Annotated in this window: 10 protein-coding genes; 6 read left to right on the top strand and 4 right to left on the bottom strand. The window is 71.6% G+C overall.

Features of this window, described 5'->3' with window-relative positions; all coding sequences use genetic code 11:
- Positions 1-121: 121 nt before the first annotated feature.
- Positions 122-1993: an ABC transporter ATP-binding protein gene (locus tag ABT345_RS04040; protein WP_345081528.1), complete on the bottom strand. Its 1872-nt coding sequence runs from the start codon at positions 1991-1993 to the stop codon at positions 122-124.
- Between the two features lie 610 nt (positions 1994-2603).
- On the opposite strand from ABT345_RS04040, the gene ABT345_RS04035 reads away from it, so the two are divergent.
- Entirely contained in the window at positions 2604-3143 is a 540-nt protein-coding gene (locus tag ABT345_RS04035; RefSeq protein ID WP_345081525.1) for a 2'-5' RNA ligase family protein, read from the top strand.
- Between the two features lie 88 nt (positions 3144-3231).
- Here ABT345_RS04035 and ABT345_RS04030 read toward each other — a convergent pair whose 3' ends face one another.
- Together ABT345_RS04030 and ABT345_RS04025 are read right to left on the bottom strand one after the other, a co-directional pair.
- Complete coding sequence (locus ABT345_RS04030; RefSeq protein ID WP_345081522.1) at positions 3232-5901, bottom strand: NACHT domain-containing protein; 2670 nt, start codon at positions 5899-5901, stop codon at positions 3232-3234.
- A 108-nt stretch (positions 5902-6009) separates the two neighbouring features.
- Positions 6010-7713 carry a CocE/NonD family hydrolase gene (locus tag ABT345_RS04025; RefSeq protein ID WP_386458408.1) on the bottom strand — a complete coding sequence of 568 codons (1704 nt, stop codon included), beginning with the start codon at positions 7711-7713 and terminating at the stop codon, positions 6010-6012.
- A 130-nt stretch (positions 7714-7843) separates the two neighbouring features.
- Between ABT345_RS04025 and ABT345_RS04020 the strand changes: the two genes are divergently transcribed.
- The 5 genes from ABT345_RS04020 (at position 7844) to ABT345_RS04000 (ending at position 14718) form a co-directional block, all read left to right on the top strand.
- Positions 7844-8560 carry a TetR/AcrR family transcriptional regulator C-terminal domain-containing protein gene (locus ABT345_RS04020; protein WP_345081519.1) on the top strand — a complete coding sequence of 239 codons (717 nt, stop codon included), beginning with the start codon at positions 7844-7846 and terminating at the stop codon, positions 8558-8560.
- A gap of 238 nt (positions 8561-8798) precedes the next feature.
- Entirely contained in the window at positions 8799-10856 is a 2058-nt protein-coding gene (locus ABT345_RS04015) for a phosphocholine-specific phospholipase C (RefSeq protein WP_345081516.1), read from the top strand.
- A 263-nt stretch (positions 10857-11119) separates the two neighbouring features.
- Positions 11120-12667 (top strand): alpha/beta fold hydrolase, encoded by a 1548-nt coding sequence (locus tag ABT345_RS04010; RefSeq protein ID WP_345081513.1) that lies wholly within the window; start codon positions 11120-11122, stop codon positions 12665-12667.
- Positions 12668-12769: 102 nt separating this feature from the next.
- Positions 12770-13027, top strand: a complete 258-nt coding sequence (locus ABT345_RS04005) for a hypothetical protein (protein WP_345081510.1) — start codon at positions 12770-12772, stop codon at positions 13025-13027.
- The gene (locus ABT345_RS04000) at positions 13024-14718 is read left to right on the top strand and encodes a helix-turn-helix domain-containing protein (protein WP_345081507.1); all 1695 of its coding nucleotides are present in this window, start codon (positions 13024-13026) and stop codon (positions 14716-14718) included. Before ABT345_RS04005 ends, ABT345_RS04000 begins: the two co-directional genes overlap by 4 nt.
- Positions 14719-14794: 76 nt before the next feature.
- On the opposite strand, the gene ABT345_RS03995 is transcribed toward ABT345_RS04000, so the two are convergent.
- The gene (locus ABT345_RS03995) at positions 14795-15385 is read right to left on the bottom strand and encodes a snapalysin family zinc-dependent metalloprotease (RefSeq protein WP_345081504.1); all 591 of its coding nucleotides are present in this window, start codon (positions 15383-15385) and stop codon (positions 14795-14797) included.
- Positions 15386-15705 lie beyond the last annotated feature (320 nt).

Here is a 15705-nt window from a genome sequence, read left to right as displayed (position 1 = left end):
GCCGCGGAGGACCCCGGCGCGGGAGCGTCAAAGGCGCCGTATCGGTCGGGCGACGGCGGGCCACTGCGGGCCAGAGCGGGCCGCGACGGCCCGGCGTTCCGGGGCGGCTCATGCCGGCGCCTCATGCCGGCGCTTCGTATCGGTCGTCGTCGCCGCGAGCGGTGTCCGAGGTGATCTGGCAGGCCAACAAATCCCGGAACAGTCCTTCCTGCTCGGCGAGTTGCCCGTACGTGCCCTCCTGGACGATCCGGCCCGCGTCGAGGACGACGATCCGGTCGGCCACGGCCAGGTTGGCGAGCCGGTGGGTCACCAGCAGTACGACCTGGTGCCGGGCCAGGGCCCGCAGCCGCTGGAAGATCCGGAACTCGGCCAGCGGATCCAGATTGGCCGTCGGCTCGTCGAGCACCAGCAGGCCCGCCTCCCGGAAGAAGGCCCTGGCCAGCGCGATGCGCTGCCACTGACCGCCGCTCAGCTCCTCCCCGCTCAGCCACTCGCGGGCGAGAAGCGTGTCCAGCCCCGAACCGAGCGCCTCGACGACCTCGTCCGCGCCGGCGGCCGCGCACGCCTCCCGCACCGCCGCGTCACCCTGCGCCGAAGGCTGCCCCAGCGTGACGTTCTCGCGTGCGCTCAGCGGCCACCGCGCGTACTCCTGTGGTACCAGGGCCACCTGTTGCCACAGGGCCTGCGGATCGGCGTCGGCGGTGGCCAGGCCGTCCCACCGGACCTGTCCGGACGTCGGCAGATACAGGCCGCTGACCAGCTTCGACAGCGTCGACTTCCCCGAACCGTTGAAGCCCACCAGCGCGGTGACCTCGCCCCGGCGCAGGGTGAGGGAGACGTCGCGGAGCGCGGGGCGGTCCTTGCCGGCGTACTGATGGGTGACCGAGGTGATCTCGATCCGCTCGGGTGGCCCGGGGCGGTGTGCGCCCCGCCGCATCCGGAACCCGCCGGCCCGGTCGAGGAAGCCGCTCCAGTCGTCCATGTACAGCCCGGTGCGTACGGCGCGGGCGCCGACGCTCACCAGACCGCGGACCGCCTGCCCCACCGTCTGCAGCGCGAAGACGGCCGTCCCGGCGTGGCCGACGCTGATCCGGCCGGTGGCCAGCAGGAACACGACCGCCGCCCAGACGACCGCCGAGCCCACGCCGCCGCACACCGCCCCGACCAGCGACATCCGGGCGCCCTTGTCGGCCGCGGTCCGGTCCTCGCGGTTGATCCGGGCGACCGTGTCGCGGTACCGGCCGGACAGGAAGGCGGCCATGGTGCCCGCCCGGATCTGATCGGCGGCCTCCCGCGTGAAGATGTGCCAGCGCAGCACGGAGAGCATCCGGTTGGCGCCGTTGCTCCGCAGGTTCGCCAGATACCGCACCCGGGCGGCGCTGACCTGCGCGAGTGCCTGCGGCAGGCCCGCCGCCACCAGCAGCGGGAGGAGCACCGGGTGCACCCCGGCCAGGACGACGGCCCCGGCGAGGAACGAGGCGGACGAGGCGATCAGATCCTGCCCCTCGTCGATCAGATCGCCGGTGACCTGGGCCCCGCGGTCGGCGGCCTCCCGGCCGCGGTTGAAGGCGGGGTCGTCGTACGCGCACAGCTCCACCTCGGTGCAGGCCGCCAGCAGCATCTGCTCGGCCTCCCGTGACATCAGCGGCCGCAGCCGCGAGGAGAGCCAGGTGACGGTGATCCCGAGGAGGGCGCGGACGCCGGAGGCGCCCGCCAGCAGGGCCACCGACGGCCAGGCGTCAACCAGCCGTTGATAGACGTCGCCGCTGGTCAACAGGGCGGTGAGGGTGCCGCTGATGGCGACCAGGCCCAGGGCCTGCATGACCCCGGCGACCGCCTGGCACACCAGCAGCCCGACGGTCGCCGCACGGTCGACGCGCCAGGCGAGCGCCAGTGACCGGCGCAGCAGCCGCGGCAGCCGCCTGGCCATGTCCCGCATCCGGATCGACCGCCCGGCCGCCTCCCGCCTGCCGGTCACATCCACGTACCGCATCGTCGGCTCGGCACCGGCCGCCGCGGGTGGCGCCCCGGGCGCGGACGGGGCGGAGCGCGGCCCCGGAACCTTGCCGGCTGAACCCTCGCCGGACCCGCTCATACCGCCCACCCCCGGTCCGGACAGGCGAAAACACCGACGCCGTACGGGGGCGTGGCGAGCCGCTGTCCGTGCAGCCGGGGGCGGTGTGCGGGGCGAGGGGTGGGGTGCATCGCGACGTCCTTCGGGCCGGTGCTGGGCTGTCACGGCGTCCAACGAGACGACCGGCGTTTCGAACACATGTGTTTCGGACGTCGCGAGAAACCAGCGCTGGAGCGAAAAGATGTTCGTTCCATTTGCATCGGCCCTTGTCGGGCGGATGCCGGCTGCGAGGGCTAGGTGACCGAAACGCCGAGGGTGGTGATCCGGGGGTCCCGATTCGCTGACCGGGTGAGCCGATCCGGTTCCTCCGTGGTCTTGGGTCAACGGTGTTTGGTGCGGGAGAAGCTGTTGCGGGGTGGCTTCGCGTGCCCGGTCCGGGTCGTCCTTGAGGGGCGATGGCCCGCTTCCGGGAGGGCTGATTCGTACGCGAGAGCTGCCTTCGGCGTGGGAGCTGGAAGGATGCTGTGTCATGTCGGACAACAGCACGAGTCGATTCCAGGCGGGGCAGACGGGGCTCATCGTCAGGATCCCGGACGCGGAGACGGCAGTCCGTACCTGGCGTGAGCGGTTCGATCCGTCGGCCCGGGCAGGAGTGCCTGCTCACGTCACGGTGCTCTTCCCATTCCTCGACGTGAGCCGGACGGATGCACGCGTCCGTTCGGAACTGTCGGATGTTTTCGGTCGGCATCACGCTTTTGACCTGCGGTTCGAGGACTGCGGAAGGTTTCCCGGCGTGCTCTTTCTCCGTCCCGGGCCGGATGAGCCGTTGCGTCGGCTCACCGAGGCGGTCGCTGACCGGTGGCCCGAGGCGCGGCCCTACGGCGGCCGGTTCACCGAGGTCGTGCCCCATCTGACCGTTGCCGATGGCCAGGACGACGTGGTCCTGGACGAGATCGAGGCCGACCTCTCCGGCGAACTCCCCCTCACCTCCCGGGTCTCGTCGGTCGACCTGATGGCGTACGACGGCGCCGCCTGGTACCTGCAGGAGTCGTTCGCGCTGCGTGAGTGACCGGGGCGGTGAGGGGCGACCGCGAGGGCGGGCACGGAGCGTCATCGGGCTTCGGGTCGGCCCTCGCCCCCGATCGCTGGACCGCCGCCTACGGCGCCAGCGGTTCCGGTCCTTCCTGATGGGTGAAGACGACCTGTACGGAGCTGGGGATCGTGTGGGCGTCGAGCGGATGAGGCGGCCTGGGGAGTACGAGGGTGCGCAGACGGGGGAAGCGGGCGAGCCAGTTCATGCTGCGGAAGACGGTGGTGTACCCCTCACGCAGCCACAGGTGAGTCAGCCGCTCGGGGGACAGATGCGAGGCGAGGTCGCCCGGGTGGTGTTTTCCGAGGATCTGGATCCGGGCGCGGTCGCCCATCGCACGCAGTGCCAGGAGATGTTCGGTGCTCGCGGCGGTGAAATACAGCTCGTCGTCCTCCGGCAGATGGGAGATGATCTCGTCGGCGTAGGTGGTGCAGTCGAATCGGTGCCAGGACCAGGCGAGTTGGCGCCGCACGGCAAGTGAGGGATGTGTCCGAAAGCCGGCCAGGTAGGCGATGGCGGCGTTGGACGCCAGCCGGGTGGCGGTGATGACGCAGGCTTCGGCCTGGTCGTCGTCGAGGTCGTCGGGCCCCGGCAGCATCGTGATCAGATGCGGCCCGCCGTACTCGGCCAGCCTCCGGGCGGCCCCGTGACTGCTCGGCGGCAGCAGGTCGCGCGTCAGCAGCAGGATGTGCTCCTGGAGCATCGAGTCCACCTCGGGGGCGTGATCCAGGCAGGAACGTGCGAGCAGGACGCGGCGCAGCGGCAGCCGCCGCCCCCTGACGGATCTCGACGCGGGGGCTGTACGAGCCCGTTGGAAGTGGAGCTGTGGCCGCCCCGGGCTGGATCCCTCGGGGGGCCGGGGATCGTTGAGGACGGGGACGAGTCCGCGCAGGATGCGGGCCCGTTCGTCCGGTCGGCCGTGGGCCACGGCCATGCGGATGACGTCCTCCCACTGAGGGTTCTCGGCGTTGTTCTCCAGCCAGGGAAAGTCGCGGGCCTCGACGATGGCTTTGGCGGCGAGGTAGTCCTGGAAGGTGCGATGGATGAAGTCCACGGTGTCGGCGGTGGGCTGCCGCAGGACGCCGCTGCGATCGAGCAGGTACCGCAGCACGCTCTCCGCATCGGCGTCGATGTGCGTCATCGACGGGAGGTGTTCGGCGAGAACGGCGTGGGCGTCGTCACGGCCCATCTCGGAGCGGTCGTTGCGGACCATCCAGTGGGCGATGCGCTGCAACAGCGCGATCTGCGGCTCCTTTCCGATCCGCAGATCGCCCGGGCGGTGCATACCGCGTTCGAGGTCGCGGCGTTCCAGCAGCATGGCCAGGGCGGCGTCGTAGAGCTCCTTGCGGTCCTCGGGAAGGAAGCCGTGGCGCTCGCGGTGGAGGGCGCACAGCAAGCCGCACATCAGGGGGTTGACGGCCAGTTCCCCGAGATACGGTTTGGTGCGGACGGCCATCAGCAGGGCCTCGGCCCGTTCGTTCCCGGCATGTGCTGCAGCGTGCCATCGCCGGATGAACGCGGCGATGTCCTCCTCCGTCATGGGCATCAGGGACAGTTCCTCGAACGTGTCCGACTGCAGCCAGTCGTTGTGGACCGCGGAGGGGCGCGTCGTGACCAGCCACAGATTCCGTTCCGGGAAAGAGGCGATGAGCTGGTGCAGCCACTGCCGCGCGGCCTCCCGCATGTCGCGGGGAACCTCGTCCACCCCGTCGACGAGCAGCAGCCCGCGGCCGGCGGTGAGCACCCGCTCCGCCCATCCGGAGGGTTCCGTCAGGGGGAAGCTCACCGAGGAGAGGAATTCCGCCGGGCGGGGCAGTTTCCCGCGGGCGAGGGTCCGTAAGGGCAGCACGAACGGGATACGGCCGCGCAGCGCTCCGAGTTCATCGGGCAGCTTCTCGCGGGCGGTGGACACGGCCAGCCACTGCAGCAGGGTCGTCTTGCCGGAGCCTGCCAGACCACGGAGCAGCACCCGGTCGCGCCCCGCGAGGATGCGCTCGGTGGGGACGGGAACCGCCGGGCCCTGCCGGGTCTCCGTCTCCAGAGAGATGTAGGCGGTGTCCAGCTGCCACTCGCGGGCGTGGCGCAGATCCAGCCCGTAGATCGTCAGCTCGCTGTGCCGGCGTATGACCTGCTGTGCGTACCGGGCCTCGAATTCCGCGTCCCGGGAATCGATGCTGGGGAGGCGGTCCAGCAACGTCGAGGTGTCCGAGCGTATGAGTCCCTGACGCCGGGTCTGCTCCACCAAGGAGCGCGCCACGAAGGTGGACCGCTGGGAGAAGAATTCGAGGATGTGCCGGCACGCCACGCGCAACACGGCGTCGTGCAGGACCACGGCGTCCTGCGACAGGAACAGGAACGTGGCGGGGGGCACTTTTTCCTTCAGGCGGTCCGCCAGTTTGCCTTCGCCCAGCTCGACGGCGTGTATGTCGTCCATGTCGAGGTCGCCGAGTGCGTGCAGAGTGAAGGCCAAGGCGTGTGCGGTGGCGGCCGTTTCGTCCTCGGCCGGCCGGTCGCTCGACGGCAGCGGCCCGACTGCCCGCCGCACCAACTCCGATGCCAGCTTGTGCAGATCCTTCTCGCTCAGCTGCTTCTTCTCGCCGCGGAAGGAGAGCCACCCCGACATCCGTACGGGACGTTCCACGACCCCCGCGCCGGGTCCATCCGCGACGAGCAGCTTCCGTACCAGCGGCTGGAGTGCGGCCGCCCCCAACCGCGTGGCGATGACCGACGGATCCATCTGACAGTCCCCTCCCGTACGCCGTGCCGTGTCCGGCCGTGCGGGTCGAGTATGGCGGATCTTCCGGAGGGGATTTCCTGGGCGCGGGGAGCGCGGGCTCTTGGCAGGTCAACGATCCACACCCCCCTCCCCGACCCCCACCCCGTACGGCAACGTCAGCGTCGAATCGGTGTGGAGCGTGAGGTGTACGGGGCGGAGGGTGGTGGCGTCGAGGGGGGTGTGGTGGGTGCCGGGGTGGCGGGCGTAGCGGGGGTGGGCGGCCGCGCTGAGCTGCCAGCGGATGCGGTGCCCGGCGGCGAAGCGGTGGGCGGTGGAGCTCATCGGGACGGTGAGGCGGGTGGGGGAGTGCGCGGTGGCGCGGAGCAGTCCCAGGCCGTCGCAGACGTTGACGGAGCGGCCTTGCGGGTCGACGTCGCACAGGCGGGTGAAGACATGGGCGTGGCCGGTGTCCGTGGAGATGCTCACGCGTGCGGTGACCGGGCCCAGGATCTCGACGGGTTCGGTGAGGGGCGGGCCGGTGAAGGTGAGGACGTCGGCACGGGATTCGAGGGGGCCGTTGTCCTGCGGGCCGGCCGTGCGGGAGAGGAGGGGGCCGCCGAGGGACGGGGTGGGGTCGGCCGGGTCGTAGCGGAAGGACGCCAGCGGTGCGGAGCCCGTGGGGGCGTGCCGGGTGAGGCGCCGGTCCGGGGCTGCGTGCCAGGTGGTGGGGGTGGCGGGTGGCGGCCAGTCGGGAAGGTCGTGCCAGGTGCCGTGGCCGCCGAGGTGGACGCGGACGGGGGCGGGGCGCAGGTCGGTGGGGTCGGCGTGCAGATGGGCGCGGAGCCAGGTGAGGCTTTCGGTGAAGACGCGGGGCCAGCCCTGGCCCAGGGCGGAGGTGTGGGTCCAGGGGCCGACGAGCAGGGAGGCCGGGCAGCCCGCTCGGCGGAGCCGGCCGTACTGCGCGAGGGTCTGGTCGGCGAGCACGTCGTGCCATCCGGTGATCAGCGCCGTGGGCACGCGGAGCCGTTCGGCGGGCTCGGCGAGCGAGGCGCCGTCCCAGTAGGGGTCTTCGGGGTCGGGGTGGGACATCACACCGTCCAGCCAGGGCGGTTCGCCGCCGAGGGCGGCGGCGTGGGCGCCGCGCAGGGGGCGGGCGCCGATGATGTCGCGCAGCCGGCGCTGCAGGCGCAGGGTGGCCTTGAGGAACGGCACCGTGCCCCGGTGCTGGTGGGTCATGCCGACGGCGACGGCGAGGGCGTTCTCCAGGTGCGGCGCGCCGTCCGTGTGGAAGAGGGCGTGCGGATCGTGCAGTCCCACCTGGACGACCATGGCCTTGAGCTCCGGTGGCGGGTCGAGGGCGAGGGCCCATTGGACGTAGCCGAGGTAGCTGGGGCCGATGGTTCCCAGGACGCCGGTGAACCAGGGCTGTCCGCGCAGCCAGGCGACCGTGGCGTGGCCGTCGGCGGCTTCGTTGCGCCACAGATCGAACGCGCCGCCCGAGCCGCCGGTCCCGCGGCAGCTCTGCAGGACCACATGGAAGCCCTGTTCGGCGAGGAGCAGGCCGAACAGGGGTGACCAGGGCAGGCCGCGGCCGTAGGGGGAGCGGACCAGGAGGGTGGGGAAGTCGCCTTCCGCGCGTGGGAAGTAGTGGTCGGTGAGCAACGGGCTGCCGTCGGCGCCCGGCACCACCAGCCCCGGCTCCCATCCGGCCCGGTACCGCCGCGCCGGCAGCCCCCGCCAGGTGGCCCGCAGCATCCGCGACGACAGCGGCGGCCTCCCGGCCGGCGGTGCCCACGCGGCCATCCCGACGGCGCCGCGCTCAGGTGACGTCATCGTCTCCCCTCCGTTCCCCGTGTTCCCACGAGCATTAATTCCGTACAGCGTACGAGAATGGGTTACAGGGTAAAGGGTGTTTGGATGACCACCGCAAGCGCACCCCACCATCAGGCAAGGAACAGCAGACGTGCCCCACGGCGCACCGCCCGGCTCCGCCGGCCCCGACCCCGAACAGCTCTGGCTGCGTCCCGCCGAACCCCGCCGGGGCCGCCGCCCCTCCTTCAGCCGCGAGGCGATCACCGCGGCGGCCGTCGCACTGGCGGACGCGGAAGGGCTGGACGCGGTCACCATGCGCCGGGTCGCCACCGAGGTCGGCGCGGGCGTCATGTCGCTCTACAGCTACGCCCCCGACAAGGAGACGCTGCTGGAGTTGATGGTCGACCACGTCGCCGGCGAACTCGCCGTCACCGACCCGCCCACCGGTGACTGGCGAGCCGACCTGAAGACCCTCGCCCACCGGCAACGCGCCCACATGCTCCGCCACCCCTGGCTGCCCGCCGCGCTCACCACGCGCCGCACCCCGGGCCCTCGCACCCTGGCCTTCCTGGAGCACGCACTCGCCGCGCTGCGCCCCACCGGTCTGGACGGCGCGGCGAAGCTGGAGGTGTTCGCCCAGCTCACCGCGTTCGTGGCCGGGCACGTCAGCCACGAGATCGCCCAGGCCGCCCTCGCGCACTCCCCGGACCGGGCCGCCGCCGAGTCCCGCTATCTCGCCGCCGTCGCCGCCGACGGCGCCCATCCGGAACTCGCCGACGCCCTCGCCTCCCCGGGCCGCCCCCAGGACGCCGAAGCGACGTTCGGCCGGTTCCTGGCGCGGTTGCTCGACGGGGTGGAGGCGGGCTGAGCCGAGCTGCCGCCGCGGCCGGCGTCCCGGCGCCGCCGTTGCGCCGTTCCGCCGCCGGCGCCTTGTGCCGTCGGGCCCGGCCTCCTCCGGATCCGACGCCCCCGGGCACCAACGCGGACCTCTCGCCCTCTTCCCGCTCCCCGCTCCTCTTGGAACACTCGGCACACCCGCCCCACCCCGCACCGCCTGCCACCGCGCCGCCCGACCACGGCGCCCCACACACACAAGAGGTCCAGGCATGCCAGAACTCAACCGCCGCAGGTTCCTTCAGATCGCCGGCGCGACCGCGGCGCTCTCCGCGCTGTCGGGCAGCATCGCCCGCGCCGCGTCCATCCCGGCCCGCCGCAGCACCGGCACGATCGAGGACGTCGAGCACATCGTCGTGCTGATGCAGGAGAACCGGTCCTTCGACCACTACTTCGGCACGCTGAAGGGCGTACGCGGCTTCGGCGACCCGCGCCCGGTGACGCTGCCGAGCGGCAAGCCCGTCTGGCACCAGTCCGACGGCACCACGGACCTGCTGCCGTACCACCCGGACGCCGAGAACCTCGGCATGCAGTTCATCCAGGGCCTCAACCACGACTGGGCGGGCGGCCACCAGGCGTGGAACGACGGCAGATACGACCGATGGATCGCCGCCAAGGGCACCGGAACGATGGCCCACCTCACCCGGAAGGACATCCCCTTCCACCACGCCCTCGCCGACGCCTTCACCCTCTGCGACGCCTACCACTGCTCGATGATCGGCGCCACCGACCCCAACCGCTATTACCTCTTCTCCGGCCATGCCGGGAACGACGGCAAGGGCGGCGGCCCGGTCCTCGGCAACGAGGAGGCCGGATACGACTGGACGACCTACCCGGAGCGGCTGGAACAGGCCGGAATCTCCTGGAAGGTCTACCAGGACATCGGCGACGGCCTGGACGCCGACGGCGGCTGGGGCTGGATCGACGACGCCTACCGCGGCAACTACGGCGACAACTCCCTGCTCTACTTCCACAAATACCGCAACGCCCGGCCCGGCGACCCACTCCACGACAAGGCCCGCACCGGCACCGACGTCAAGAACGGCGACGGCTACTTCGACCACCTCAAGGCCGACGTCCAGGCCGGAACGCTGCCGCAGGTCTCCTGGATCGCCGCCCCCGAAGCATTCAGCGAACACCCCAACTGGCCAGCCAACTACGGCGCCTGGTACGTCTCACAGGTCCTCGACGCCCTCACCTCCAACCCCGAGGTGTGGAGCAAGACGGCGCTGTTCCTGACCTACGACGAGAACGACGGCTACTTCGACCACGTCCTGCCGCCCTTCCCGCCTGCCTCCGCCGACCAGGGCGCCTCGACCGTCGACACCGCCCTCGATCACTTCCCCGGCAACGCCAGCTACGCCGCCGGCCCCTACGGCCTGGGCCAGCGCGTCCCCATGCTCGTCATCTCCCCCTGGAGCACCGGGGGTTACGTCTGCTCGGAGGTCTTCGACCACACCTCCGTCATCCGCTTCATGGAACGCCGCTTCGGCGTCGAGGAGCCGAACATCTCACCGTGGCGGCGCGCCATCTGCGGCGACCTGACCTCCGCCTTCGACTTCGCCCTCCAGGACACCGCCCCCGCCGCCCTGCCCGGCACCGGCGCCTACGAACCACCGGACAGGGACCGCCACGACAGCTACGTCCCCGAGCCGCCCGCCACGCCCGCCCTCCCCGAACAGGAGCCCGGCTCCCGCCCGGCGCGGGCGCTGCCCTACGCCCCGCTGGTGGACGGCGCCGCCGCCCCCGAAGCCGGCACGTACACCCTCACGTTCGGCGCCGGTGACGACGCCGGGGCGTGCTTCACCGTCACCGCCGGCAACCGCACCGACGGCCCGTGGACCTACACCACCCACGCCGGCGCACAGCTCTCCGACACCTGGAACACCGCCTACTCCGGCGGCGTCTACGATCTCTCGGTCTTCGGCCCCAACGGCTTCCTGCGCACCTTCAAGGGCTCGGGAAAGGCCGCCGGCCCCGAGGTCACCGCCCGCCACGACGCGTCGACCGGAAACCTCGCCCTGACCTTCGCCAACCCCAACGCCGCCGACTGCCGCCTCACCCTCACCAATGCCTACGACGGCACCACCGCGCACCTCACGGTCCCCGCGGGCGGCAGCATCCGGCACACGGCGGACCTCGGCGCCGGAAAACGCTGGTACGACCTGACCGTCGTCTCCGACTCCGACCCCGCGTTCCTGCGCCGCCTCGCCGGCCATGTGGAAAACGGCACGCCGGGTGTCAGCGATCCGGGCCTGCGCACGGCTTGAGGAGCGGGGCAGAGGGGAAGCGCGCCGGGGCGCCGTCCGTCGATTGTGTGGGGGTGTCGAATCCCTGACATGTCGTCAACTCGATGGCGTTCCGGTGCAGATGAGCGCTCCGGCAGACCCGCATGTCATACCTGGGTAGCGTCCGGCGTACGCATCGGGTCTGATCCCGGTCTGCCGTACTGACGTCCACGGGGTGATGTGCCGGCCCGCTCCGGCAGGCGATCGTCGTAACGATCATGAAGCCGACCGGAAGGAACGGACCCGTGCGCATACGACGCTGGGCACCGCTGCTCGTCACGGGAGCCCTCGCCACGCTGGCCCCGACTCTGATGCCGGCGCGGGCATCCGCCGCGGACCCGCTGCACCGCTTCCACCACCAGCGCCCCGAGTGGCACCGCTGCGGCGCCACGATGCCCGCCGCCTACCGGTGCGCGACGCTCAAGGTGCCCCTCGACTACCGCCGTCCCACCGGCAAGACCATCGACCTCGCGGTCTCCCGGATGAAGACGAGCACCCCGGGCAAGCGGCACGGCGTGATGCTCTTCAACCCCGGCGGCCCGGGGATGCCGGGCGCGTTGATGCCCATGGTGATGGCCGACACGATGCCCGAGACGGTCCGCGAACGGTACGACCTGATCGGCTTCGACCCGCGTGGCGTGGGCCGCAGCACGCCCCTGAGCTGCGGCCTGACGACAGCGGAACAGAGCATCAAGCGCCCCTACCACCCCGGCACCTTCCAGAAGGACGTCGCCTGGGCCCGGAGCATCGCCGGGAAGTGCCGGGCGCACCACGGCGACGACCTCCGGCACTTCACCACCCGTAACACCGCCCGCGACATGGACGTCCTGCGCGCCGTGCTCGGCGAGAAGAAGATCTCCTACCTCGGCACCTCCTACGGCACCTACCTCGGCGCCGTCTACACGCAGCTCTTCCCCGAACGCACCGACCGCTTCGTCCTGGACAGCGCCGTCGATCCCGCGCGGATCTGGCGCGGCATGTTCCAGTCGTGGGCCAAGGGCGCCGAAGAGGCATTCCCCCGCTGGGCGCGGTGGACCGCTCGCCACGACGCCACGTACCACCTGGGCACCACCCCGGCAGCGGTGCGGAAGACCTTCTGGGACCTGGTCGCCCGGGCCGACCGCAAGCCGGTCCCGCACAACGGCGACACCCTCAACGGCGACGGCATCCGCGCCACCATGCAGCCGCTGTTCGTCACCCCGGAGTTCGCCGCCGAGACCGTCGCCGACCTGCACAAGGCCGCCGCCGGCAGCGGCAAGCCCGCCAAGGACACCGCGCCGGCCGAGGGAGCCGAGCCCGCGGACGGCGCCGGCGACAGCGGTCCCGGCGACGACGCCCCCGCCGACAACAGCCCCGCCGCCTTCTGGTCCCTCGCCTGCGGCGACACGGCCTGGCCCCGCGACCCCGCGCAGTACCGGCGCGACGCGGCCCGCGACAAGCGCGCGTACCCCCTCTACGGCGACTTCACCTCCAACATCACGCCCTGCGCCTTCTGGGCCGAACCGGCCGAGCCGGCCACCACCGTCAACAACACCACCGGCGTGCTCACCGTCCAGAACCAGTGGGACTCCCAGACGCCCCTCGCCAGCGGCCTCGGCATGCATCGCGCCCTGAAGGGCTCCCGGATGCTCTACGTCGCCGGCGGCGAGGGCCACGGCGTCTACAAGAAGGACCCCCGCACCTGCGCCGACCGCACCATCAACGCCTACCTGACCACCGGACAGCTCCCGCCCCACGACCTGACCTGCAAGGTCTCCGGCGCCCCCGCGGAAGGGACGACACCGGCACACTGACGCACACCGGCGGCCCCCGCCCCTGACCGCAAGCCCCTCGTCCTCGAATCGCCGACGGTCAATGTTTTGACTGCGGTAGCGAGAATTGACACGATCAGTGGTATGTCGGATCGGGTGGATGACGAGGGTGAGCTTGCGGCGGCGGTCGAGGCGCTGAAGGTCGCCGAGGAGCGGGTCGCGGCCGCGCTGCGCGGCTATCTGGCCCGCGACCCGGTGACCGGGCGGCCGGTGCACGGCCGGATCGGGCGGGCGGCGCAGATCACCGGGTGGGGCGAGCAGCGGGTGAAGGAAGTCGTCACCCCGGAGCTGGCCGAGCGGCGCCGCGCCCGGCGGGCCGGTGCGGAGGTGACGCAGCGATGAGTGAGTTCGAGGCCATCGACTCCCTGCTGGCTTCCCTCGTTCCCGAAGCTCCCCTCCCCGACGCCGAGGCCCGCCGGGCGCTGCGCGAGCAGGCCGGACTGTCGAAGGCGCAGGTGGCCCGGGCGCTGGGGGTGAGCCCTTCCACGGTCACCGGCTGGGAGACCGGCCGTGACCCGGCCGGGCAGACCCGCGCGAAGTACGCCTATCTCCTGGACGGTCTGGCCGCCAAGCTCACCCCCGAGCCGGAGGCCCCGCCCGCCTCTCCCTCGGAGATCCCGGCAGCCTCCGGGCCGGACGCCCCGTCCCGGACGGACGAGCCCGCCGAGGGCGCCGGCGCGTCACCCGACGGCTGCCGCGGCGAGACCGGCGACGAGAACGACGAGCGGCACGGCGACGACGGCAGCGGCGACGAGGACAGCGGCGACGACGTCGAGAACCTGGCCGTGCCGGAGTCGTGCGTCCTGTGCGGTCGCCCGGCCGCCCACCGGGTGGCGGGTTTTCCGCAGCACCTCAGCGCCGCCGATTGCCAGGGCGCATCAGCCGCATCGGCCGCATCGGCTGCTTCAGCGGCATCGGCCGCTTCGGTCGCCGAGCAGGTCCCGCCGCCCCCGGCGGAGCCGGCGGCGGCTCCGCCGGCGGGCGCCGCTCGCCCCGCCCCGAGCGCCCGGAAGTCCACCGCGCAGCCCGGCAAGCCCCCCACCCGGCGCGCCTTCCGTCCCCCGTCCGAGCCGACCGACGCCATCGGCCGGGCGGTTCAGGCCGCCCTCGCCGACCACGGCGGCGACCCGGAAGCGGCCACGGCGGCGCTGGTGAGAAGGGCGATCCCGGATGCGATGGCGCTGCTGGACGAGACCCGGAAGGGCGCCCGCTACGACATCATCGCCCACCCCTGGATGCCGGACATCCTCCAGAAGCAGAGCTCCCGCGGCCCCGACCAGATCTGGGAAGCCCGCCCCAAGTGGACCCGCGGCGAACTGCCGCCGGGCGAACACCAGGTCACCGCGCTCGACATCAACGGTGCGTATCTCTCGGCGCTCAAGACGCATCTGCCGATCGGTCAGCTGGAGCACTCCACCGGATTCGCCCACGACCGCCGCCGCGCCGGCGTCCACCTCATCACCCCGCCGCACTGGAGCCACGAGCACACCCTGCCCAACCCGCTCGGACAGCGCGACGAACCCGGCCCGCTGTGGGTCACCGAACCCACCCTGCGTCTTCTGCAGCGCCTCTCCGGTCCCCGCTACGGACTGTGCGACCCGCCGGAAATCCACGAGTCCTACACCTCCGGCGCCACCGAGAACCTGCTGGAGAAATTCCGTACCGTCCTCAAGAACGCCCGCGACGGCGCACTGGCCACGGACGACACGGTGACCTTGGAATACGTCAAGGCGATGTACGCGAAATTCGTCTCCACCATGGGCGAATCGAATTACAACCGCGAGCTGTACCGCCCCGACTGGATGCACCTCATCCGTTCCCAGGCATTTGCCAACCTCTGGATGAAAGCGCTCAAAGCCCATGAGGAGGGCCTGACCGTCGTTCGCGCCATGGGCACCGACGAACTCCATGTCATCGGCGACTGGCGCCGCGTCTTCCCCGAAGGCCGTGCGGTGACCGAGGTCAAGGTCAAGGACATCTACACCGCCGGCACCGCCACACAGCCGGCCGGGAATGAGGGGGAGGGGGAATAGCCGGCGGCTCCTGGCCGATCCGGTGCCGTCCACCCGGACGACCAGGAAACCGCCGCCGGCGTCGCCCGGTGGCCGGTCAGTGCGAGGGCGCGAGAGCCGGGGCGCCGCGCCAGATGTCCACCACCACCTGACGGTCCTTCAGCTGCGCTCCCGAGGCGCCACGCGCATAGTTCTGGTCGACCTGCGCCGCCTCGGTGGCGTCCGGCTTGTCGTTGGTGCACGAGGGGCCCGGGCCGTGACCGGACATGATCTCGGAGCACGGTCCTTCGTAGTCGTCGGGCAGCCCGAGGATGTGCCCGGTTTCATGCGTCGCGACGCGCGCCAGGTCGTAACCCTCATTCACCGCTTCCTGGCCGAGCTGCACCTCACCGCGGCCGCCGGGGAAAATCGGCCCCAATGTCGACTGCGGCCAGCCGTTGGTCTCCTTGTAGACGAAGTCCGCCGAAGCGGCCGAACTCGCCGGCTGCAAATGCACGTTGTGCACCGCGTTATTCCAATTCTCCGCCGACTTCTTGATCGCATCCGCCCACTTTCCGGCCCCGCTGGCGTCGTAGGTGAGCGTGACGACCGCCGACGTCTTCGGCGCGGACTGCGCCGGAACATTTGCGGCCGTAGCGCCCAGCATGGCCGGGACCAGCGCCGCCACCGCGACAATTCGATTGATCATGAGCCTTGTTCGCCTCCTCAAGCATCAGTTGCCCTGCAAGCGGTAAGGGCACCATGCGCGAATCGGCCGCCACAAGTCGGCAATCGGCCGCTCTCGCCTCGCTCATTCATGGGGATATAAGGCACATGGGCCCGCTGTTCCTCGCGCCTCGGCTCTTATGCCTTATGTCTTATGCCTTATGGCTCACGGCTCACGGGTCCCGGCTCAGAGGTTGTCTCACGTGGCATGTTTCGCGAGCCTTTGGCGGCAGGTCAGGGCGGTGGCCGTGGCCAGGCCCCGGCTCCGCCGGTCGTCGCGGACCACGTAACGGATCTTGAGGC

The organism is Streptomyces sp. NPDC000404 (genome assembly GCF_040300365.1).
In the GTDB taxonomy this organism is placed as follows: Bacteria; Actinomycetota; Actinomycetes; order Streptomycetales; family Streptomycetaceae; genus Streptomyces; species Streptomyces ramulosus.
This window is presented reverse-complemented; position numbering and strand designations above follow the sequence as displayed.